Raw genomic sequence first — 21,908 nt, 5'->3', positions numbered from 1 at the left:
TTTTATAAGGTGCCCGTTACGGCAACTGCAGCGGATAGATGGGAAGATGAAGCTCCTTCAGGGGTTTTTCAAGCTTTTGCTTGTCTCCCACCACCACGATCACCATGTCGGCCGGATTGAGCCAACGGGCGGCACTGGCCTTCAGCGCCTCGGGCGACACCGTCTTGATCAGGTTGTTCTGCGCCTGTACATAGTCCGGTTTCAGGTCATACATCACCATCTGCAGCAGGAAGCCCGCCTTCTGGCCGAGGGTCTCGTAAGAGAGGGCATCCTGCTGGGAGACGGCGCTGCGCATATAGGCCAGCTCCACCGGGGTCGGGCCGGTCGCACGATAGTTATCCATCTCTTTGAGGAACTGGCGAATGGCATCGACGGTCGCATCGGATCGCACATTGGCGCCGGTGGCAAAGGTGCCCACCTCGCGGTTAGCGGAGAAGCCGGAGCTGGCGCCGTAGGTGTAGCCCTTGTCTTCCCGCAGGTTGAGGTTGATGCGGCTATTGAAGTTGCCACCCAGGTTGAAGTTCATCAGCCCGGCGGTGAAATACTCCCCTGTGGTATCAAACGGCATGGCGCGACGGCCGATGCGGATCACCGACTGGGGCGCCCCCGACTTGTCTACCAGATAGATACCCGGCTTGGCCTGTTCGTCCTTGAGCTTGAGATCCCCCAGCGCTGGCGTGGCACCTTTCCACTCGGTCAGGAAGCCAAGTTGCTCCTCGATCTGCTTCTGGCTCACATCACCGGTCACCACCACTTTGGCGTTGGTGGGGTTGTAGTAGGCCTGATAGAAGTGCTTCACATCCGCCAGGGTCAGCTTGGCCACATCAGCCAGCACCCCGTCAGCGGGTTGACCGAGGCGGTTCTGCTTGCCGTAGACCAGCTCGCGGAACGCCTGTCCGGCCAGCCACTCGGGCTGCTGTTGGGCCTGTTGCATACCTTGCAGCAGTTGCGCCTTGACCCGCTCGAAGTCCGCCTCCCGCATACCGGGGCGCTCGAACACTTCCCGTGCCAGCGCCAGGGTCTGGGGCAACTTATCCACCAGCGAGCTGATGGTGACGAGGTTGTTGTACTGGGCGCTGGAAACATTGATGGAAGATCCCAGCTTTTGCAGTTCGTCGCTCAGCTGGGCCTCGGTCAGACGTATCGACCCCTGCCCCAGCATGGCGGCGGTCAGATTGGCCAGCCCCAGTTGCCCCTTGTCCTCGGCACGAATGCCGCCCGGCAGAGCGATCATGATGGAGACCGCAGGGATCTCGTCACTTCGGGTGCCGATAATCTCGATGTTCTTGTCGAGCTTGCCGTGCCAGATGGCGGGCACCTTGACGCTCACCGCCTCACCGACCTTGGGCTGCACGCTGCGATCGAAATTGTCTTTTACCGGTCGTTCGGCCAGCGCTTCGTCATGCTTGCTGTAATCCGGCAGCTCGCGCTGGGCGGGGGTAAAGTTCGGGGTGGCGACCTGCCAATCCGTCTTGCCCTTGGGCACCACGCTCAGCACTACCGCCGGCTTGCCGGCGATGAACTTGTCGTAGGCGGCTTTCACCTGCTCCGGGGTCACCTTGCCGATGGCATCGAGGGTCTTGAACACATAGTTGGGATCCTGGGTAAACACCTGCCCCATGGCGAGCTGGCTCACCTTGCCGGAGACGCTGTCCAGACCCCAGATGGCGGAGGCGCGGTACTTGGCGATCGCCTTCTCCAGATCTTCCGGCTTGAGGCCGCGCTGGGCGAACTCGCCGATCACCTTGTCCACCTCCCCCTTGAGGGTCTTGAGGCTGCCATCCTGCGACGGATTGGGGTAGGCGTATACGGTCAGGGTACAGGCCAGCTCTTCGCAGTAGTGGGACGCCCCCACATCAATCGCCTTGCCGGTTTTCACCAGCGACTGGTAGAGCATGGAGCTGGCGGAGCCGCCGAGCACATCGGCAAACATGTCGAGCGCGGGCTCCTGCGGGTCACCGAGCGACACGGTCGGGTAGCTGATATAGAGCAGCGGCAGGTGCACCTTGTCCTGCAGCGTCACGTAACGGGTCTCGGGCAGGGTCACCGGTTTTGGCGTCGGCTCGGCCACGTCCGGGCCGCGCGGGATGGCGCCAAAATACTGTTCAATCCAGCCGAGGGCCTGCTTGCTGTCAAAGTCACCGCCCAGGGTCAGGGTCGCATTGTTGGGGCCATACCAACGCAAGAAGAACTGCTTGAGGTCGTTAACATCGACCCGGTCGAGATCTTCCACGTAACCGATAGGCTGCCAAGAGTAGGGGTGAGTGCGCGGATAGAGCGCCTCCCCCACCTTCTCGCTCACCAGCCCATACGGCTGGTTATCGACCCGCTGGGCCCGCTCGTTCTTGACGGTGGCGCGCTGGATCTCGAACTTCTTCTGGCTCACCGCATCGAGCAGGAAGCCCATCCGGTCCGCCTCCAGCCAGAGCACTTTCTCCAGCTGGTTGGCAGGCACGGTTTCGTAGTAGTTGGTGCGGTCCTTGTTGGTGGTGCCGTTCATGTCGCCACCGGCCTCGTTGATGATCCGCATATGCTCCTGATCACCGACGTGTTTCGAGCCCTGAAACATCATGTGCTCGAAGAAATGGGCGAAGCCGGACTTGCCGACCGTCTCGCGGGATGAGCCAACGTGATAAGTCACATCGAGGTGCACCAGCGGATCGGAGCGATCGGGGGCCAGGATCACGGTCAGGCCGTTGTCCAGCTTGTACATCTGGTAGGGGATGGCGAGCTTGCCCTCCTCCTTGCCCTGTTCGGCGATCAGGGTCGGTGCCGCCAGCACCGGCAGGGTAAAGCCCAGCAGAATCGTTAAAGGTATGACTTTGTTCACGGTAACCTCGTGAGTGACAAAAACAGGCTAGAAAATGTGACTGGCCAGCAGAAAAACCAGGGCATAACGGAACAATTTGCCGAGCCCGATCAGGATGAGAGAGCGCCAGAAGGAGAGACGCAGCCAACCGGCCAACAGACAGAGACCATCACCGACCACCGGCGTCCAGGCAAGCAACAGACACCAGTGACCATGTTGTTTGAGCCAGCCTAAGGCTTTTTGTTCCCCACGGCCTTGAAAATCTTCCGGTTTTTTCTTGAAAGTGGCGAGCCAGCCGAGCCACCAGGTAGTCATGGAGCCGAGGGTATTGCCCAGCGTCGCCCACAGCAACAGACTCGCCATGCTCCACTCCCCTTTGCCCGCCATGACCCCCAGCAGCACTTCGGAGCTGCCGGGCAACAGGGTGGCGGAGGTGAAGGCGCTCAGAAACAGCCACCCCAGACCCATCTCGGTAATGCCATTCATCCGGGCAAGCCGTCGGCCGCAGGCATCCGCAGCAGCAGCTTGCCACGCACATGGCCCCCTTCGATGGCCTGATGGGCCAGCGCCCCCTCAGCCAGAGCGAACTCACCGGCGAGGGTGACCTTCACCTCCCCCTGACGCAGCAGCATCAACATCTGACCCAGCTGCTTCTGGTCGGGGTGAACCAGCATGCCGACCACCTCGATACCCGCCGCAGCCCCAGCATCCTTGATCTGCTGGGCGGTAATGGTAGGCACAGTCACCAAGCGGCCACCCGACTTGACGCAGGCGAGCGCCGCCTTGCCGCTCTCGCCGCCCACCAGATCCAGCACCAGATCGACCTGACCGGCCTCTGCCACCACAGCTGCTGGCCAGTTCACATCGTGGTAATCCACCATCCAGCGCGCCCCCAGAGCGTGCAGGAAGCCATGGTTGTCGGGGCTGGCGGTGGCCACCACCTCGGCGCCATAAGCGCTGGCAAACTGCACCGCCAGATGGCCGACGCCACCAGCACCGGCAAGGATCAACACCCGCTGGCCGTTCTGGAGGGCGCCGTGCTCAAACAGCCCCTGCCAGGCGGTGAGACCGGCCAGCGGCAGCGCCGCCCCCTGCTGAAGGCTCACCCCGTCGAGCTTGACCAGCTCGCTTTCGCTTGCCACCACAGACTCCCCGTAGCCACCGGCGCTCAGGGGAAAACCGACCATGCCGCACACCAGATCCCCTTCGACCAGCGAGGTCACGCCGGGGCCCACCTTCTCCACCACACCGGAGACGTCATAACCCGGCGTCCAGGGCAGCTTGTCCTTGTTCTGGGCCGCCGCCCAGCCGAGGCCGGCACGGGTCTTGGCATCGATGGGATTGACCCCCGCAAAGCAGATGCGCACCCGCACTTCGCCATCGGCAGGCACCTTATCGAGGGAAGGGTTGAGCTTGAGTACCGAGGGGTCACCGAATGCGGTAATCTGTAGTTGCGTCATTGCACAATCCATCCTGTTGATTGATCAAGGGTCAACAGAATAACAGTGAGGACACCATGGCTCGAATGTTTCTTATTCCTCTGTTGCTGGCGCTGGGGTGGTTGGCATTTTTGCTCTACTTCCGCATTCCCCTCAAAAAGGGGGCCAAGGGGTTTTACTGGATCATCGGCATCGGTGGCGGACTGGCCGCCTTCCTCAGCCTGATGATGGTGCTGACTCACTGAGTGCCACAGCCACTCGATAAAACAAAAGGCCACCGCATTCCGGTGGCCTTCTCATTATCCGGGTTGCTGCTCCAGCGCCGGATTGAGGTAGTAGTGGCGATTGCCACCCTGCCCCAGCACCCCTTGCGACAACAGATGGTGGAACACCCGGTCCACCTCCTCCAGCGAGAGTGACAGCGCCTGCGCCACCGAGCGCTTACTGCACTTGAGCTCACCACTCTCCAGCGCACCGCGCACCTGCGCCAGCATCTCGGGTGCTGGCTCGGGGGACATCATCGGCTCGGACTGAGCCGCCAGCGCTTCCTGCGCCTCAAGACGGGCTTGATCCTGCTGCCAGCGCCACATCCGGCGAAAGCGGTTCTCCTCGCCGATCAGGCTGACAAAGAAGGCACCGAACACGTCGAGCAACACCGAGAGGAAGCAGACCAGCAGGAACTGCACCTGAGTGATGCTCATCCCCACCCCGTCCGCCAAGCTGCTCATCAGCCCCAACATGGAGGATTGTTCGTTGACCGGTTTGGCATCGCGCTGCTGGCGCAGCTCATCCTGCTGCAAACGCAGCTTGGTGTTGGCGTGCTGCAGGGAGGAGACGCCGCTAGAGATGCGCTCCAGCTCGATGTATTTGCGGGCTGCCTCCTCGTTGAGCTGGATCTGCCGCTCGATGCTGGCGATCTGCTCGTCGAAGCGGGCCAGTTCCCGCTCGTGGCGCGCTTGCTGGCTCAATACCGTGTTGGTGGCACTGTTGATGCCGCCGATACTGCCGCCGATGGAGATGGCCGCCAGCACGCTGTAGAACAGCAGCGACCAGAAGGCACCGCTCAAATCCCGCCGCGCCTTGCGCTCACCGTACTCGTACCAGACGTAAAACTTGCCCAGTTCAAAGATGATGGCCAGCCCGCCAAACAGCCACTTCATCAGCGGGTTGTCATCGATGGAGAGGAACAGCAGCAGGGAGAAGATGATGGAGGCCAGAATGGCCAGCCCGGTGAAACTGTATACCGTCGTCAGAGCAAACCACCCCTTGGGGTAGCGCAGTGCGGAGGAGTCCTGTGTGGTCATGATGAAGGGGTGTGCTGTGCAGGAAAAGTTGGCTGCCGATTATAGTCGCCAGACTCGCACAGAGAAGGGCAAATGACTGAATTCCTTCAGATTGACAACCAGCTGCCCAGAGCGCGACCAAAACGGACAAATCGGCAGCAGAAAACCGGTACAATCACCGACAGACCTAATCATATGGTGAGGTTATGTACGGTTCCGCTCGGGTTCAGCCCGCCCGGCGTACACTGACCCGCAGTTGCAATTATTCGAGGCCATCATGAACAGAACAACCACTATGATACTGTCCCTGCTGCTCGCAAGCAGCGCGACCGTCGCGGCACCACAATCCCAGGAATCCCAAGGTTCTGAACTCTCGATCGACCAGATCAAATTTAATCTGGACTGGGATGACAAGCAGTTCGGCTGGTCACAGAGTGACTGCCTCGATTTGGGTGTGGGCGACAGCGTCCCCTCTGATTGCAAAACAACGCGATTCAATCTGGAAGATGAAGAGAACCGCAACCAGCCACCCAGTACCAATCAGGCCCCAGCCAGCCAGCAGGGTGGCCAGTAATTCACAGGAGAACTCTTTCATGAAACTACTCACACCCCGCCCCACCATCAACCGCAGCTTGCTGTTGATCTCGCTGTTTATCGTGCACGGAGCCGCCGTTGCTGCCCCCCCAGCCAAAAACGGTGATGGTATCCGTATCTCCGGCGATGACATCAAGGTCAACCTCAACTGGGATGACAAAGAGTACGACTGGTGGCAAAACAACTGCCTGGATCTCGGCATCGGTGACAGCCGGCTCAAACTCAACTGCGACAAGATGGATGGCAAGTACCGGGATCACTACAACCGCAGTATCCACAGCGGCAATAACCCGGGACAAGGTCACGACAAACACAAGGATAAGAACAAGAACAACGGCAAGAAGAACTGATGCCCTCCTTGTCCTCATCCTCATGATGCAGGGGCCAGCAGCCCCTGTGCTCCTGTTGTTACCAGTAATTCTCCGCACTGATATTACCCGGCGCCCGGCGCAGGTTTTTGGCCAACCCCAGCGCCAGCAAGGTCTGCTGGGTCTCTTTCACCATCTCCGGGTTGCCGCAGATTAGCACCTGACTCAGCTCGGGTGAAAAATCCAGCCCCACCCGCTCCTGCAGCTGACCGTTGGCGATGGCCGCCGGGATCCGCCCTGCCATCGCGTCTGGCCACGGCTCGCGACTGACAAAGGGGACATAGCGAAAGCGCTCGCCATATTGCTCGGCAAAGCTGGCGATAAGTGGCTGATAACTAAGTTCTTCGCCTTTGCGCACCCCGTGTACCAGCACCAGATTCTCGAAACGCTCAAACGCCTCACCATCGGCCAGCATAGAGAGAAAAGGGCCAATGGCGGTACCGGTCGAGAGCAGCCAGAGATCGCGCCCGGCTGGCACCTCGGCCAAGGTGAGAAAGCCGGTCGCCAGCGACTGTACCAGCAGGGTGTCGCCCGCTTGCAGCGAACCGAGAGAAGGGGTCAGCTCGCCGCTCGGGATCTCGACCAGATAGAACTCGTGGTATGGCGCAGAGGGGGGATTGACGAAGGAGTAGGCGCGCTGAATGCGCCGCTCGCCCTGCTCGAGGGCCAGCTTGGTAAATTGACCTGCTTGGTAGGGGGCAAGCTCTGCCGCTACGCGCAGGGAAAACAGGGTAGGCGTCCACTCGATACGCTCGATGACCCGACCTTCGACCCAGACAGCCATAAGGATCTCCTCCAACAGAACAGACCTTCACTCTACCCCCGGGCCCCAAAATAAAAAACCCGCGCAAGTGCGCGGGTTTTATCTGCAGCAGCGAATCGCTATTACAGAGCAACAACCTGGATCTGTACGGTTGCTTTAACGTCAGCGTGCAGCTGAACAACAACTTCGTACTCGCCGGTGTTACGCAGAACGTTGCCCATGCGGACCTCGCTCTTGGCAACAGCAACGCCGGCAGCAGTGATGGCATCAGCCACGTCACGGGTACCGATGGAACCGAACAGCTTGCCTTCGTCGCCAGATTTGGAGGCGATAACAACAGCAGCCAGTTCACCCAGCTTGGCAGCGCGCTCTTCAGCGGCAGCTTTACCGGCAGCCAGCTTGGCTTCCAGTTCAGCACGGCGAGCATCGAAAGTCTCGATGTTGGCCTTGGTAGCCATAACGGCTTTGCCTTGCGGGATCAGATAGTTACGGGCGTAGCCAGCTTTAACAGCGACTTGATCACCCAGACCGCCCAGTTTGGCGATTTTGTCGAGCAGGATAACTTGCATTACCTTTCCTCTAGAGAAGTTGAGTTAGGCTTAAGTGCCGGACCGATTCTTACTTGTTGTGCAGATCGGTGTACGGCAGCAGAGCCAGGTAACGAGCACGCTTGATGGCGCGTGCCAGCTGACGCTGATACTTGGCGCGAGTACCGGTGATACGGCTCGGTACGATCTTGCCAGATTCAGTGACGTAGTTTTTCAGAGTAACGATATCTTTGTAGTCGATCTCGGTAACGTTCTCGGCAGTGAAGCGGCAGAACTTACGACGACGGAAATAACGTGCCATGGCCTTTATCCTCTATTCAGTGATCCAGAATTACTCTTCGGAAGCAGCTTCAGTAGCTTCTTCACGGCGCTCGTCGTCACGACGGACGAAACGCTCTTCCTTGGCCTTGGCCATCGGAGAGACTTCAGTCACAGCGTGCTTGGTGCGCATGATCATGTTGCGGATAACGGCATCGTTGAAGCGGAAGTTGGTTTCCAGCTCATCGATAACGGCTTGCTCTGCTTCTACGTTCATCAGAACGTAGTGGGCTTTGTGCAGTTTGTCGATCGGGTAAGCCAACTGACGACGGCCCCAATCTTCCATGCGATGAATGGTGCCACCGGAGGTGGTGATAGCGCCGGTGTAACGCTCGATCATGCCTGGTACTTGCTCGCTCTGGTCCGGATGAACCATGAAGACGATTTCGTAATGACGCATTTTAGCTCCTTACGGATTAATTCAGCCTCCGCCCAGGTGCAGCCAGACCTCGGAGGCAAGGAACATAGTGGTGTTTAGTCGCTGCTTTTCTAGGGCGGCATATTGTACGAAATCACATCCCTCACTGCAACTGGCCGCAACAGATGTTTTTCCCTATGGGTGCAATACAAAACATCAATTGATAATTATTATCATTTAGATCTATTCTGACTCCATATCCTTATGGAGGGTGATGCCATGCAACCCGCGCTGACCACGGCCATTCCGGCTCGAAAATTCAAACTGACTCTACTTGGGCCTGCCTTTATCGCCGCCATCGGTTATATCGACCCGGGCAACTTTGCCACCAATATTCAGGCGGGATCCACCTTCGGTTATCAGCTGCTATGGGTGGTGGTGTGGGCCAACCTGATGGCCATGGTGGTGCAGACCCTGTCAGCCAAGCTCGGCATCGTCACCGGCAAAAATCTGGCGGAGCATATCCGTGACCGACTGCCGAAACCCGCAGTCTGGGCCTACTGGGTACAAGCAGAGATCATCGCCATGGCCACCGATCTCGCCGAATTTATCGGTGCTGCGGTCGGCTTCAAGCTGCTGCTTGGTGTGACCCTGCTGGAGGGCGCCGCTATCACCGCTGTGGTGACCTGGGGCATTCTGATGCTACAGAGTCGCGGCCAGAAACCGCTGGAATGGGTGGTTGGCAGCCTGCTGTTGTTTGTGGCCGCAGCCTATATCGTCGAGCTGGTGTTCTCCCGCCCTCATCTGCCCAGCCTGCTGGAGGGGGCACTCTTTCCCGGCCTGCCCAACAGCGAGGCGGTCTATCTGGCGGCTGGGGTGCTCGGTGCCACCGTGATGCCCCACGTCATCTACCTGCATTCGGCGCTGACCCAGCACACTCAGGATCAGGGATCCGTCCCCCAACGACTGCACTCCACCCGGATCGATGTGGCCATCGCCATGACCATCGCCGGCTTCGTCAATCTGGCGATGATGGCGATGGCAGCGGCCGCCTTCCATAGCTCGGGCCACCAGCAGGTCGCGGAGCTGGAGTCCGCCTACCAGACCCTGACCCCGCTGCTGGGCCAGGCAGCAGCCACTCTGTTTGGCCTCTCGCTGGTCGCCTCCGGCATCAGTTCCACCGTGGTAGGCACGCTCGCTGGCCAGGTCATCATGCAAGGGTTCGTGCGTTTTACCATCCCACTCTGGCTGCGCCGCGCCATTACCATGGCCCCCGCCTTTGTGGTGATCGCCATGGGTTTTAATACCACCGAGATCCTGGTACTGAGTCAGGTGATCCTGAGCTTTGGCATCGCGCTCGCCCTGATCCCGCTGTTGATGCTGACCGGCGATCGGGTACTGATGGGAGCACATCGCAACCATCCGATCACCCAGGCCATAGGTCGCCTGATCGTGGCGCTGGTGATTGGCCTCAACGCCTACCTGCTGGTCGGCATGCTCTAGCACCCGGCTATGACAAAGCCAGCTATGACAAAGAGAGGGGCTTATTAACTCTGGTTAATGAGCCCCTTGCCACTTTGGCGTATGCTGCCACCTTTCCCTTCTCTTCATATCGTTGCGGGAGCCTCGCCATGGAACATACCCGAGCCAGCTTCGTGCTGGGCCATCATCAGGAGCAAGCCAGCGTGGTCTGCTGCCAGCGCGGTGAGACCACGCTACTGGTCACCGACCTCACCCCTTTTCATCCGCAAAGTCATCTCTGGCCCGATCAGCCGGGAGATGTCGGCCATGCTCGCTGGGAGGGTAGCGAAGCAGCCGTTGGCCCCTGCCAAATGGGGGCTATCAGCCCGGATGGCAAACTGTTCGTGGACACCGCGATTCCGGTCAAACGGGGGGCCGACGGATGGAGCTTCGTGGTGGTGCATCCGCTGATCGGTGACCACCCGCTGGCCGTCGGTAGCCTTGTCACGTTGCAGGTGGATAGCGATACCCGCCACGCCCTGAGCCTGGGTCACACTGGCTGCCATCTGGCAGCGCTGGCGCTCAATCGGGTACTCATCCCCTACTGGCGCAAGGAGGTGGGTGAGCGTGATGCACTGGGCCAGCCCGACTTCGACCGCCTTGCCATTTTGAGTTCACGGGTCGAGCCCATGGGATCCCGCGAGCAGTACCGCATCGGCAAAAGCCTGCGCAAGAAGGGGGTCAACAGCGAAGCCCTGCTGGCGGAGCTGACGCTGATTGAAAAGAAGATCAACCAGCAGCTGGCCGACTGGGTCGCAGCCGGGGGCGAGATCCGCCGCAGCCGCGCTGGCGAGGCGATCATCGACTCGCGCTACTGGCACTGCATGCTGGAAGGGAAAGAGGTGACCATCCCCTGTGGTGGCACCCACGTCGCCACCCTGGCCGAGCTCGGCCAAGTCAGGGTTCAGCTCAATCTGGTGGAAGAGGGCTTTGCGATGCTGACCCAGGTCACGCCAACCGGCACCTGAGCGCAGGGTTAACAGCCCAGGGTTAACAACCAAGAGAAGTGCCGCAGAGAGGGAACATCACCATCATGGCTCCTCCACTCATGCTCTGACCGGCCAGGGTGCTTCTCTTTTAACCACTCCCTGATTAGAATGCGCCTCCCACAGGAGGCACATCACATGAGTAGTACCCAACTGCGCACCACCCCGGATCGACTTCGCTATCTGGTTCTCTACGAAGGCATCGGGCTGGCCATGGTTGCCCCACTTATCAGCCAGCTGTTTGGTCAGGGCGTCGCCGAGGTCGGTTCACTGGCCATCTTCTTCTCCATCGTCGCCACCGCCTGGACCTACGGCTGGAACCTGTTGTTCGACAAGGGGTTGCTCAAACTGTGCGGGCGCACCAACAAGCGACCGCTCGATCGTTTTCTCCATGCCTTGGGTTATGAAGCAAGCTTTATGATGCTCTCTCTCCCCTGCGTCATGTTCTGGCTCGAACTGGGACTGTGGGATGCTCTGATGCTGGATCTCGGCTTCGTCGCTTTCTACCTGGTCTACATCATCGCCTTTACCTGGGCCTATGAGCGGATCTGGCCACTGCCAGCCACCCCGCAGATGGCATGAGGTCACAGCCACAGCAAGGCTGACAGAAGGAACCGGAACAGCGGGAAATATCAGGAAGCACGAATCGGAAAGATGGGAAAGCCCCATAAAAACAATGCCAGTCAGCAAGCTGACTGGCATTGGAACAAAACAGACTTTCGGGCTTACTTGACGGCGTCTTTCAGCGCCTTGCCAGCCACGAATGAAGGCACGTTAGCCGCAGCAATCTGGATCTCTTGACCAGTTTGCGGGTTACGACCGGTGCGGCCTGCGCGGTGGGAGACCTTGAAGGTGCCAAAACCGACCAGTTGCACAGCATCACCTTCTTTCAAGCTCTGGGTAATACCATTGATAATCTCTTCCAGAGCCACTTTAGCCTGAGCTTTGCTCAGGTCTGCTTTGGCGGCAATCGCATCTACAAGTTGAGCTTTGTTCATAACATTTCCTTTATGATCGGGCATTTAGCGCTGGCTCACTCTATGCAAAAAAAAACACTCAGGCAAAGGCTTTATCGAGTGGTACACGCCAAACGCTGGGGTTTTCATCAAGATCTGCGAAAATAGTCACATTCCACACGCGAAAAACCCTCATCAGGCCTGAAACCTGCAAGCACGATTAAACAATCTGCCGCCTATTTCTTCGTCACTTAACAATATCCCGGCCAGCCTATTGACGCTTGCCCAGATTTTCCCTAGTTATAGACAGTGTCACCGTTCGAACGGCTCGGAAGCCACATCAGTCGCCCGGCCTTTGTCCCATGGAGGGATTATGTTGACAAAACTGGAACAGACCAAGCAAGCGCTGGCAGGTAAACACAAAGCAATCGATGATTGGCTGGATGCAAGGCAAGCCTTGCTGGTCGATTACATGCGCCTGGCAGGGCTCACCCCGGCCCGCACCAAGCAGCGCAGCCTGCCCAAGACCGAACAGCTGCAGCAATTTTGCGACAGACTGGTCGACTATGTCAGCGCGGGTCATTTCGAAATCTACCACCATGTTGTCACTGCGTTCGAGCAAGCCAATGGCGAAACCCTTGAACTGGCAAAACGTATTTACCCCCATATCCGTACCAGCACCGAATTCGCCCTCGAGTTTAATGACAAGTACAGTGATGCCGATGAGGCCCAATTGCTGCTGCTTGACGATGATCTCAACGAGTTGGGCCCAGTATTGGAAGATCGCTTTAAACAGGAAGATCGGCTGGTAAAGACGCTACATGTGGTGGAATCCTTGAGTGCCCAGCAAGCCTGAACCCCATTTTCGGATCAAGTTCAAGATACGGGCAACCAAGGTGGATTACACTCAGAGTAATGACCTCCGCGTCTTTACTTATATTGCATACAGGAGATGAGCATGTCTGAGCGCCGCCGTTTTGCACGGATCCTCTACTTGACCATGTCAGAACTCACCCAAGGGGAAAAAAAGTGGCAAACTCAACTTGTCGATGTCTCTTTGCAGGGAGCCTTGTTGGTCCGCCCCGATGACTGGGAGAGCCGTGACAACAAGGAGTACCAGCTGAGTTTTGTCCTGAGCGGTAGCGATATCGAGATCAAGATGCAGGTTCAGCTTAACCATGAAGCCAGCAAGAAGCTGGGCTTCTACTGCCACCATATCGATATCGACAGCGCCACCCACCTCAAACGGATGATCGAACTCAACGTCGGCGATGAAACGCTGCTGCACCGCGAGCTGGAGCAACTGTTGAGCGAGCACCTGGAACAGAGCCAACCCTGATGGCTGCTACGTTTTGGTAAAAAGAGCGCCGCGGCGCTCTTTTTGTTGCAATGCTATTTGACCAACTTGGTCAACGCTCAATACTCGCACCTGCCGTTACAGCGCTTCAAGCGCATCAGACAGCTTCTTGACCGGCACGACTTCCATCCCCTCGATAGGATGCTTGGGGGCATTGGCGTGTGGCACTATGGCCCGACGAAAACCATGTTTGGCCGCCTCCTGCAACCGCTCTTGGCCGGATGGCACCGGGCGAATTTCACCGGAAAGCCCCACCTCGCCGAACACCACCAGATCCTTGGGTAGCGCCTGATCCCGGAAGCTGGAAACCATCGCCAGCAACAGCGCCAGATCCGCACTGGTCTCCTCGACTTTGACCCCGCCAACCACGTTGATAAAGACATCCTGATCCGCCATCTGCAGACCGCCGTGGCGATGCAGCACCGCCAACAGCATGGCCAGCCGGTTGTGATCCATCCCCACTGCCACCCGGCGCGGATTGGAGAGCTGGGAGTAGTCCACCAGCGCCTGCAACTCCACCAGCAGTGGCCGGGTTCCCTCCCAGATCACCATGACGATGGAACCGGGCGCCTGCTCCTGACCCCGGCTGAGGAAGATGGCGGAGGGGTTACTCACCTCGCGCATTCCCTGCTCGGTCATGGCAAACACCCCCAGCTCGTTGACCGCGCCGAATCGGTTCTTGTGGGAACGCAGGGTCCGAAAACGGGAGTCATGGCCACCATCGAGCAGCACCGAGCAGTCGATACAGTGTTCGAGCACCTTGGGGCCCGCCAGACTGCCATCCTTGGTCACATGGCCCACCATGAAGATGGCCACATGGTTCTGCTTGGCGTAGCGGGTCAGCAGCGCCGCAGCTTCACGCACCTGGGAGACAGAACCCGGCGAGGACTGCACATCCGCCACATGCATCACCTGAATGGAGTCGATCACCATGATCTGCGGTTGCTCCTGTTGGGCAATCAGGCAGATCTGCTCGACGCTGGTCTCGGAGAGCATCCGCAGCTTGTCGGTCGGCAGACCGAGGCGACTGGCTCGCATCGCAACCTGCTGGAGGGATTCCTCACCGGTGACATAGAGGGTTTTCATCCGCTCCGCCAGACCGCACATGGTCTGCAACAACAAGGTCGACTTGCCCGCACCCGGGTTGCCGCCGATCAGAATGGCCGAGCCGGGCACCACACCGCCGCCAAGCACCCGGTCCAGCTCCTTGAAACCGGAGGAAAAGCGGGGGATCTCGGTGGTGGCGATCTCTGCCAATGTTTGAACCTTACTCCCAATCGCCCCGGCATAGCCGGTGTAGCGGACACTCTTGCCTGCCGGGGTCACCGAGCCAAGCCGCACCTCGGTAATAGTGTTCCACTCCTTGCACTCGCTACACTGACCCTGCCAGCGTGTGAAGTCGGCACCACATTCAGAACAAACATAAGCAGTTTTATTTTTGGCCATTGATAACTCGGGGACAGGATGAATTCCTGCTTGATATACTTGTTTGCGACCGACATATCAAACCCAGAATCGGAAAAATGACTTTCCGTGGCAGGAACACATGGATTCAGAACACCAGCAACATCTGATTGAACAGCTCGTCCCCTTGTTGCGGGAGAAGGACTTCGAGGAGCTCTTCCACCGCATCACCCATGAAGAGAACAGCAATAGCCGTTTTCTGATCAAGATGGAGCTCAAACGCAAGTGCTCGCCCTGCCGCAGGGTCATTGATATGCGTGACGAACTGGAAGATGAGAGCCTGGTGCATGAGTTCGATGGCATCACCCACTTCATGCCCGCCGACGCGATCGGGCTGTTCCAGTCCCAATGCTATCTCTACCGCGATATCTATACCCTCGGTGTCTATGAGGCGCTGCAACAGTGGCAAAAACAGCGCCATCATACCCGCGCAGACGGTCAACTCTCGCCACCAGCCAGCCCCTTCCGGCAATATGATGTCAATACCATCGCCTTTGCCAGCTACTACGGCCGCCGTCAGGAGCGGATGCACTTTAGCTCGCCACTGCTGATCAAGATGCAGGATGGCGAGAAGCTGTTTGCCAAAAGTTCCGATCTCTCACTGGGGGGGATGAGAGTCTCTGTCCCCTACCTGCCCAATTACCATACCGGTGCTCAAGTGGAGGTCTTCTTCACCGGGCTGGAGCGAGACACCCCCAATCCGGTGCTGCACCAGTCGGTCGGCTACCAGATCCTGGGCGAAGAGAGTAAAGACGGAAAGTTCTGGCTACGGTTGGTACGCGCAGGCGAGCACGCAGCCTTTGATGCCTTTCTCGGCGAATTCATAGAAGCCAACAAGGCCCGTTATCGGGTCAGTGTCGATTACCTGCTCTCTGCCGCCATCATCAAGGGATACGAGCAGTTCTACCTGCCACGGATGACCGGCATGCCGCTGTTCTTCGGTACTGGTGACAGCCCTCACCTGGAGATCGCCCTGCGTACCGAGAACAACCAGCACCTGCTGGAGTACTGGCGGGACGAGAAGAACCGTGACGCACTGGCCGGTTTGTTCAATGCTGATCGGATGAAGCGACTGTGCCCGGCGCCGGGCACCACCACCGAGGCGATCATCTACTGCTTTACCCACACGGTACGCAGCCATATCTACTTTTTCTCCGCCACCGCCGAGGAGCTGCGCCAGAGTGGCCTCACTGCGCTCTTTTTCCAGGTGGGCTCCCGCCGTCCCAGCTGGCGCGTCTACAAATTCTCGCTAGAGGCGTGCGATCTAGTCGAGGCGGATGTCAGCCAGTTGCAGGGGCAAGATAACCCCCAGCTACAAGATATTCTGCTGCTCGAGCGACTCAAGCAGATCGGCTATTGCGGCTTGATACAAGATATCAGCCAGGAGTCCCAACGTGAGGAGTTCCATCAGGAGGCGGTCAATAACAACGCCAATGAGCTGCAGCGCTTTGGTCATGAACAGGGGGCTGTGCCGTTTGAAATCGAGACCCTGCACTATGTCCAGCTGCGCAAGGAGTCCCGCTACATCCACAAGACAGCGGTCGCCATCCACCATAATGGCAAATCCTGGCTCGGCTGGACTCGGGACATCTCGACCCATGGCCTGCAGATCGAGCTGGAAGAGGCCTTCGTCGGTGAAAAAAACGATGTGGTGACCATAGCTCTGCCCCGCTTGCAGGAGCTCTCCAAGAGCATGGATCTGCAGCACCTCTCCTACCGGCTGGTCAGCATCAACATGACCCGCACCGTATTGCACCTCTGTATTGAGGGGGATTCAGACCGCCACACCGGCCGCCAGTTCTTCAGCTTGCTGATCGAGAGCAACCAGAACAAGCTCAAGGCAGCGCAGGAGCAGCGGCGCTATCGCGGGCTGGCGCGGGCCCTGCGGAACATCTATACCCACCACCTGTTCAACTCGCCGGTCTACGTCAACAAGCTGAAAGGCGCTCCCAAACCGGCCTCTATCGGCAAATCGCTGCAACCACGCAGTCTGCAGCGGTTGCTACAGGCCTGTGCCGAGCAGCCGGAGCAGGAGAACCTCTACCCGCTGTTTCAGGGAGAGCTGCTCAAAGAGTTGCTGATGAACCCGCTGCGCGCCATCGAGCGGGAGGACAAGCCGAGAGAGGATGAGGTCTATATTGCCAGCATCCAGACCAAGGCAGGGCTCCCCGTCTTCAACAGTCGGCTGGCCAGCAGCCTGGTCAGCGCGAAAGAGAAGCGTCAGTTTATCGAACTGGCACAGCGACAGGGGGAGTTCTACTCGGTACTGGTCGGCATCTCCCGTACCGGGCGGCCCGATACCAACTTCATCGCCAACGAGCTGGACTACATCGCCAAGTTTGCCATCCACAAAGCTAAAAAGCTGGAGGAGGAGCTATGGAGTGTAGTGGGCGTGGGCGAGCTGACCGACACCACTCAGGCCACCCTGTTCCGGCTCGGGATCACTGAGCCGTAAAACTGGCCTTCTTCTGCACGAAATAGGGCGCATGATGCGCCCTGTTTTTTGTCATGCGGCCTGTGGATCCAACAGCCACTCGAGGATTTGGGGGAAGTGATCCTCCTGCGCCTGCGGAGCGGTCAGCATATTGATGTGGTCATAATCGAGCCGGTTGCCGTTATCTCGCCCCAAACGGGTGTGGCGCGTGGCCGAGCCCATCTCGTCGCTGAAACGGCGCACATCGGTCGGGTGACCCAACACCTTGTCCGCTTTGGCCGAGATCATCCAGAGCGGTGGCCAGTGAACCCCTGCAGCCGCCTCATCATAAGCAAAGCCGTCGTGAGGATCCTGCCAGGGGCCGCACTTGACCCAGGGGATGGTCTCCTGCAAATAGCGCAGCGACTCGTCATCGGCACCGATCTTCAGATTGCGAGCCGCCAAAAAACCGCGGCGGCGAGCCAGCCAAGGGGCCAGCCGGTTCCAGATCAGATCGACTTTCAGCCAACGCTCGGGATTGTGCACCGACACCCCGCGCTTGGTGCCAAAAAACAGCAGGCTGGCCACCTGTTCCGCCAGCTCGGGGAAGCGCACCAGGGTCGACGCCATGATAACGCCGCCCCAGGAGTGGGCCACCCAGTGCACCTTGAAGCCGCCATGACGCTCGGCAATCCAGCGCTGCAGAGCGGGCAGATCCTCGGTGATCAGCTCGTGCTGGCCATGCTCCGCCTGCTCGGCGATGGCCGGAGTGCTGAGCCCTCGCCCCCGCAAATCAGCCACATAGACCTGATAGCCGTGGCGGGCCAAAAAGCAGGCCAGCCCCTTGCCCGACTCTGTGTAGAAGATCCGGCCATTTTCGATGGCACCGTGCACCATCAGGATCGGCTCGCCATGGACGGCGACCCGGGGTTTGATGTGGCGCACATGCAGTTGATGGCCGCCACAAGGGATAAACAGAGACTGCTGCAACAATTCCATTGTTATTGGTTTCCTCCTTGAAACACTGTCAGCGCTGGTCCCAGCGCAGCTCGCTACAGGCCCGCGCCGCCAGCAGGCAGATCACCCCTTCCAGATCGTGATGATTGAGGGTGGCCGCCGCCTGTGCCCGCACCAGCGGTTTGGCATGAATGGCGATGCCAAGGCCCGCCACCCCCATCATTTTGAGATCGTTGGCGCCATCGCCGATGGCCACGGTCTGGGCGGCAGCAATACCGTGCTTCTGCGCCAGCTGCTGCAACACCTCGGCCTTGACGCTGGCATCGACAATGCGCCCACTCACCTTGCCGGTCAGCTGCCCCCCTTCCACCGCCAACTCGTTGGCGAAGATGGCATCGAGCCCCAGCGCCTGCTGTAGCTCGCCAGCAAAACGGGTAAAACCGCCGGAGGCGATGGCCACCTTCCAGCCCGCCCCTTTGAGGGTATCGACCATCAACTGCAAACCGGGCATCCACGGCATGTTGGCGGCCACCTCGTCGAGAATGGTGACCGGCGCCCCTGCCAGCAGGGCCACCCGGTTACGCAGGCTGTCGGAGAACTCCAATTTGCCCTGCATGGCGGCCGCGGTTACCGCCGCCACCTGCTCACCCACCCCGGCAAGGCGGGCAATTTCGTCGATGCACTCGATGCGGATCGCGGTGGAGTCCATGTCCATCACCAACAGACCGGGTTCGCTCAGGGTCGGCAGCGCGGGCAGATGGCAGAGATCGATCTCCCACTCACCACTTTTGAGCACGGCAACCAGCTCGGGGGAGAAACCATCGCAGCCAAGCAGCAGCAGCGGTACGCCTGCCACCTCGGCGGAAGGATAGAGGGTGGCGGCCAGCCCCTGCTCTGCCAACAGTGTTGCCAGACGTGCCAGATGGGACGCGCCAAGCCCCTTGCCAAACAGCACCAGCCAGCCACCTGCCAGCGGGGTCTCGGTCGGTTGCAACGCATCTGGGTTGAGCTGCCAACAGGGGGAGCCGGACAACAACGCGGGCCAATCGGATAACAGCGGGGGGAGCCGGGACAACAACATAAGGGATACGCCTTCCTTGGTGATCAGGGAGTTAACAATGCTGGCCCAGAGTAGCGTATTGCTTTTTGTACAGGCAAGCGCCAAGATCCCGCCACTCCTTGTCACCATGAGGTTTCACGCTTGCAGCGTCATCTTCCCATCAAACGCGCTCTCAGCCTGGGTGCAGGTATCCTGCTCGGCTGCTGGGTGCTCGGCGTGCTTATCCATATGCAGGGTGAAAGCCAGGCGTCGCTGCACAACGAAGCCCGCAGCCGGGCGCAGGCACTGGTCGCTTACGCCGCCCGCGACATGAAGCGCTGGATCAAAGAAGATAAGAGCAGCGAGCTGGAGCGGCTGGCGCGGGATCTGGCGGCGGAGCCGGAGATCCTTGATGCCACCCTCTATGACGGACGCGGCATTCCCCTCGCCCAGTCGGAGCAGGCGGTGCCACTGGAGAGCCTGCTGCCCATTGGCAGCGATAACAAGTCACTGCCGGAGCAAGGCAAAGGACGGATCCAGTTCGTACAGGAAATTCGAGATGGTGAGCTGACTATCGGCTTCCTGCGCATCACCCTGGAAGAGCAGCAGATGCTGGCAGACAAGGACACCCGGCTCAAGGTGGTGCAGGAGAAACAGCGCCTGATGCTACTGGTCGCCCTGCTGGCTGGCCTGCTTATCTCCTACGGCATTCGCCGTAACTACATGCGGGTACGCAAGCACAAAAAAAAGCACAAACCGGCCGATCAGCCATAGACCGGGGGCAATCCCCCAGCCACCTTGTATATACCCATGAGGGTAGAACCAACAGGAGCTCAGTATGATTGCCCCACCAATGCCTGTTGACGAAGAGAGTCGGCTGGCGCGGCTGCGGATCCTCGGGCTGCTCGATCGCGAGCCGATCGATCATCTGGATCGCCTGACCCGCCTCATCAGCCGCCATTTTGATCTGCCCGTGGTGCTGGTCTCCCTCACCGATGTGGATCGCCAGTGGTTTCTGGCCCGCACCGGCATCGCCCGGTGCGAGATTGGCCGGGATATCTCCTTCTGCGGCCACGCCATTTTGCAGCCCGGCATCATGCAGGTGCCGGATGCCCGTCTCGACCCCCGCTTTGCCGACAATCCACTGGTGATCGGGCCGCCCCACGTGGTCTTCTACGCTGGCCGCCCTCTGCGCGCGCTGGATGGGGTGGTGCTTGGCACTCTCTGTCTGGTGGATAGCAAGCCACGCCAGCTGGACGAGACCCAGTGTCAGGATCTCGATGATTTCGGCCTGTTGGTGGAGAACACCCTGCACGACCTCGAGCGGCGCAATCAGGTGCGCAGCCTCAGCAATGTACTGGAAGATCAGGAGCATCTCTTTACCCAGACTTTCAACCAGTCGGCGGTGGGCATGGCGCTCTCCTCGCTGGAGGGGGTATGGCTCAAAGCCAATCCGGGTCTGCAACAGCTGCTCGGTTATCGCGAATCCGAGATGCTGAGCCGCACCTGGCAGACCATGACCCATCCCGACGATCTGGGGCGGGAACTGCCGCTGTTTCAGGCACTGCTCGATGGCCAGCGCCAGCACTACCGGCTGGAGAAACGGATGCTGCGCGCCGATGGCACCCTCTGCTGGGTACAGCTGAGCGTGACACTCTGTAAAAGCCGCACGGCCGCACCACACCTGATCGCGGTGTTTGCCGACCTCACCGAGCGCAAGCTGGCCGAAGATAAGTTGATGCAACTACAGCTGGGGCTAGCGATGCAGGTGCGGGATCGCACCCGCGAGCTATCGGCCACCGTCGAGCAGTTGCATATGGCGATGGCCGAGATAGAGCGCAACCGCGCCCGGCTGCGCTCTATCAGCGATGGCTTGCCGGTCACCATCAGTATGCTCTCGCCAGAGGGGCGCTATCTGTTTGCCAATCAGGCTTACTGCCGCTATTTCGGGCTCAATCCCGAACGCATGCTGGAGATGAGCGCGCGGGAGGTGATCGGTGAAGCCGCCTACCTCAATGCCATGAACTATCTAGCCCGGGCACAGGCGGGGGAACAGGTGAGCTTCGAATACCGCTTCGAGCTGCCCATCGGCCCGCGTGACCTCAAGATCACCATGATCCCGAGTGTGGGCGACGAGCCCGGGGTCTATATCCTGGGTGCCGATATCACTCAGTTCAAGGCACTACAGAGCCAGCTTGAACATGACGCCAGCCACGACCCCCTCACCGCTCTGCCCAATCGGCGCGCCTTCACCCTGCGCCTGAGCCGTGAGCTGGAGCGAGCACACCATGACGGGGAGGCGCTCGGCCTGCTGTTTCTCGATCTGGATGGCTTCAAGGAGATCAACGACCAGCTGGGGCACCATGTAGGGGATGCCCTGCTGCACCGCTTCGCCAGTGTGCTCTGTGCCGAAGTGCGCCCCGGCGACATGGTGGCCCGCCTCGCGGGCGACGAGTTCACCATCATACTGCCCGCCTTGCGCCACCCCGAGCAGGAGCTGCCAGCCCTCTGCCAACGGCTGCTGGACGCCATGGCTAAACCGTGGGATGTGGCTGGCCACCAGCTGCCGCTCGCTGGCAGCATCGGCGGGGCGCTCTGTCACTCAGGTCAGCACTGCCACATCGACGAGCTGCTGCACCGGGCAGATGCCGCCATGTATCGGGCCAAGATGGCAGGCAAGGGGCGCTTTGCCCTCGACCTCTGACCCCTGCTTCCTGGCTCAGAAATGCAAAACG

At 59.5% G+C, this 21,908-nt stretch carries 23 protein-coding genes; 11 read left to right on the top strand and 12 right to left on the bottom strand.

Annotated elements, in window-relative coordinates; all coding sequences use genetic code 11:
* Positions 1-16 precede the first annotated feature (16 nt).
* Genes BN1135_RS20300 through BN1135_RS20290 form a run of 3 tightly spaced genes read right to left on the bottom strand, consistent with a single transcriptional unit; the run spans position 17 to position 4,269 of the window.
* On the bottom strand, positions 17-2,830 hold the full coding sequence (locus BN1135_RS20300; RefSeq protein WP_042024373.1) for a M16 family metallopeptidase: 2,814 nt from the start codon (positions 2,828-2,830) through the stop codon (positions 17-19).
* A gap of 27 nt (positions 2,831-2,857) precedes the next feature.
* Positions 2,858-3,295: a YqaA family protein gene (locus BN1135_RS20295; RefSeq protein ID WP_042024371.1), complete on the bottom strand. Its 438-nt coding sequence runs from the start codon at positions 3,293-3,295 to the stop codon at positions 2,858-2,860.
* Positions 3,292-4,269 (bottom strand): NADP-dependent oxidoreductase, encoded by a 978-nt coding sequence (locus tag BN1135_RS20290; RefSeq protein ID WP_042024367.1) that lies wholly within the window; start codon positions 4,267-4,269, stop codon positions 3,292-3,294. The genes BN1135_RS20295 and BN1135_RS20290 overlap by 4 nt, the downstream gene beginning before the upstream one ends.
* A 56-nt stretch (positions 4,270-4,325) precedes the next feature.
* Between BN1135_RS20290 and BN1135_RS22285 the strand changes: the two genes are divergently transcribed.
* Entirely contained in the window at positions 4,326-4,493 is a 168-nt protein-coding gene (locus tag BN1135_RS22285; RefSeq protein ID WP_162511886.1) for a hypothetical protein, read from the top strand.
* A gap of 54 nt (positions 4,494-4,547) precedes the next feature.
* On the opposite strand, the gene BN1135_RS20285 is transcribed toward BN1135_RS22285, so the two are convergent.
* Positions 4,548-5,552, bottom strand: coding sequence for a hypothetical protein (locus BN1135_RS20285; protein WP_042024364.1), 1,005 nt, complete (start codon positions 5,550-5,552; stop codon positions 4,548-4,550).
* Positions 5,553-5,826: 274 nt separating this feature from the next.
* Here BN1135_RS20285 and BN1135_RS20280 point away from each other — a divergent pair, with 274 nt between their 5' ends.
* Both BN1135_RS20280 and BN1135_RS20275 read left to right on the top strand, forming a co-directional pair.
* Complete coding sequence (locus tag BN1135_RS20280) at positions 5,827-6,105, top strand: hypothetical protein (protein WP_052443869.1); 279 nt, start codon at positions 5,827-5,829, stop codon at positions 6,103-6,105.
* 19 nt (positions 6,106-6,124) lie between these two features.
* Positions 6,125-6,475 carry a hypothetical protein gene (locus BN1135_RS20275; protein WP_042024361.1) on the top strand — a complete coding sequence of 117 codons (351 nt, stop codon included), beginning with the start codon at positions 6,125-6,127 and terminating at the stop codon, positions 6,473-6,475.
* Positions 6,476-6,533: 58 nt separating this feature from the next.
* Here BN1135_RS20275 and BN1135_RS20270 read toward each other — a convergent pair whose 3' ends face one another.
* The 4 genes from BN1135_RS20270 to rpsF all read right to left on the bottom strand — a co-directional run bounded on the left by BN1135_RS20270 (position 6,534) and on the right by rpsF (position 8,522).
* Positions 6,534-7,277, bottom strand: a complete 744-nt coding sequence (locus BN1135_RS20270; RefSeq protein WP_042024359.1) for a ferredoxin--NADP reductase — start codon at positions 7,275-7,277, stop codon at positions 6,534-6,536.
* A gap of 101 nt (positions 7,278-7,378) precedes the next feature.
* Positions 7,379-7,825 carry a 50S ribosomal protein L9 gene (rplI, locus tag BN1135_RS20265; RefSeq protein WP_042011812.1) on the bottom strand — a complete coding sequence of 149 codons (447 nt, stop codon included), beginning with the start codon at positions 7,823-7,825 and terminating at the stop codon, positions 7,379-7,381.
* Positions 7,826-7,874: 49 nt separating this feature from the next.
* The gene (gene rpsR, locus BN1135_RS20260) at positions 7,875-8,105 is read right to left on the bottom strand and encodes a 30S ribosomal protein S18 (protein WP_005313392.1); all 231 of its coding nucleotides are present in this window, start codon (positions 8,103-8,105) and stop codon (positions 7,875-7,877) included.
* Between the two features lie 30 nt (positions 8,106-8,135).
* A complete protein-coding gene (rpsF, locus tag BN1135_RS20255) occupies positions 8,136-8,522 on the bottom strand; it encodes a 30S ribosomal protein S6 (protein WP_042024358.1) in 387 nt (128 codons plus the stop codon).
* A gap of 237 nt (positions 8,523-8,759) precedes the next feature.
* Here rpsF and BN1135_RS20250 point away from each other — a divergent pair, with 237 nt between their 5' ends.
* The 3 genes from BN1135_RS20250 (at position 8,760) to BN1135_RS20240 (ending at position 11,569) form a co-directional block, all read left to right on the top strand.
* Entirely contained in the window at positions 8,760-9,983 is a 1,224-nt protein-coding gene (locus tag BN1135_RS20250; RefSeq protein WP_042024355.1) for an Nramp family divalent metal transporter, read from the top strand.
* Positions 9,984-10,111: 128 nt separating this feature from the next.
* A complete protein-coding gene (locus BN1135_RS20245; RefSeq protein WP_042024352.1) occupies positions 10,112-10,969 on the top strand; it encodes an alanyl-tRNA editing protein in 858 nt (285 codons plus the stop codon).
* Between the two features lie 156 nt (positions 10,970-11,125).
* On the top strand, positions 11,126-11,569 hold the full coding sequence (locus tag BN1135_RS20240) for a PACE efflux transporter (RefSeq protein WP_052443868.1): 444 nt from the start codon (positions 11,126-11,128) through the stop codon (positions 11,567-11,569).
* Between the two features lie 143 nt (positions 11,570-11,712).
* Here the strand turns inward: BN1135_RS20240 and hupA are convergent, their stop codons facing one another.
* Positions 11,713-11,985, bottom strand: coding sequence for a nucleoid-associated protein HU-alpha (hupA, locus tag BN1135_RS20235; RefSeq protein ID WP_042024350.1), 273 nt, complete (start codon positions 11,983-11,985; stop codon positions 11,713-11,715).
* A gap of 331 nt (positions 11,986-12,316) precedes the next feature.
* Here hupA and BN1135_RS20230 point away from each other — a divergent pair, with 331 nt between their 5' ends.
* Together BN1135_RS20230 and BN1135_RS20225 are read left to right on the top strand one after the other, a co-directional pair.
* Positions 12,317-12,799 carry an Rsd/AlgQ family anti-sigma factor gene (locus BN1135_RS20230; protein ID WP_042024348.1) on the top strand — a complete coding sequence of 161 codons (483 nt, stop codon included), beginning with the start codon at positions 12,317-12,319 and terminating at the stop codon, positions 12,797-12,799.
* A 102-nt stretch (positions 12,800-12,901) separates the two neighbouring features.
* Positions 12,902-13,282 (top strand): PilZ domain-containing protein, encoded by a 381-nt coding sequence (locus tag BN1135_RS20225; RefSeq protein WP_042024345.1) that lies wholly within the window; start codon positions 12,902-12,904, stop codon positions 13,280-13,282.
* 96 nt (positions 13,283-13,378) lie between these two features.
* On the opposite strand, the gene radA is transcribed toward BN1135_RS20225, so the two are convergent.
* A complete protein-coding gene (gene radA / locus BN1135_RS20220; protein WP_042024343.1) occupies positions 13,379-14,746 on the bottom strand; it encodes a DNA repair protein RadA in 1,368 nt (455 codons plus the stop codon).
* Positions 14,747-14,846: 100 nt separating this feature from the next.
* On the opposite strand from radA, the gene BN1135_RS20215 reads away from it, so the two are divergent.
* A complete protein-coding gene (locus BN1135_RS20215; protein ID WP_042024341.1) occupies positions 14,847-17,219 on the top strand; it encodes a PilZ domain-containing protein in 2,373 nt (790 codons plus the stop codon).
* 51 nt (positions 17,220-17,270) lie between these two features.
* Here BN1135_RS20215 and BN1135_RS20210 read toward each other — a convergent pair whose 3' ends face one another.
* Entirely contained in the window at positions 17,271-18,176 is a 906-nt protein-coding gene (locus BN1135_RS20210) for an alpha/beta hydrolase family protein (RefSeq protein ID WP_042024339.1), read from the bottom strand.
* Between the two features lie 28 nt (positions 18,177-18,204).
* Entirely contained in the window at positions 18,205-19,215 is a 1,011-nt protein-coding gene (serB, locus tag BN1135_RS20205) for a phosphoserine phosphatase SerB (RefSeq protein ID WP_042024337.1), read from the bottom strand.
* 120 nt (positions 19,216-19,335) lie between these two features.
* On the opposite strand from serB, the gene BN1135_RS20200 reads away from it, so the two are divergent.
* Together BN1135_RS20200 and BN1135_RS20195 are read left to right on the top strand one after the other, a co-directional pair.
* The gene (locus BN1135_RS20200) at positions 19,336-19,947 is read left to right on the top strand and encodes an AhpA/YtjB family protein (protein ID WP_042024334.1); all 612 of its coding nucleotides are present in this window, start codon (positions 19,336-19,338) and stop codon (positions 19,945-19,947) included.
* Between the two features lie 64 nt (positions 19,948-20,011).
* On the top strand, positions 20,012-21,877 hold the full coding sequence (locus BN1135_RS20195; protein ID WP_042024332.1) for a sensor domain-containing diguanylate cyclase: 1,866 nt from the start codon (positions 20,012-20,014) through the stop codon (positions 21,875-21,877).
* The last annotated feature ends 31 nt before the right edge of the window (positions 21,878-21,908 follow it).

Origin of the sequence: Aeromonas sobria (assembly GCF_000820145.1) — a bacterium.
GTDB lineage: Bacteria > Pseudomonadota > Gammaproteobacteria > Enterobacterales > Aeromonadaceae > Aeromonas > Aeromonas sobria.
This window is presented reverse-complemented; position numbering and strand designations above follow the sequence as displayed.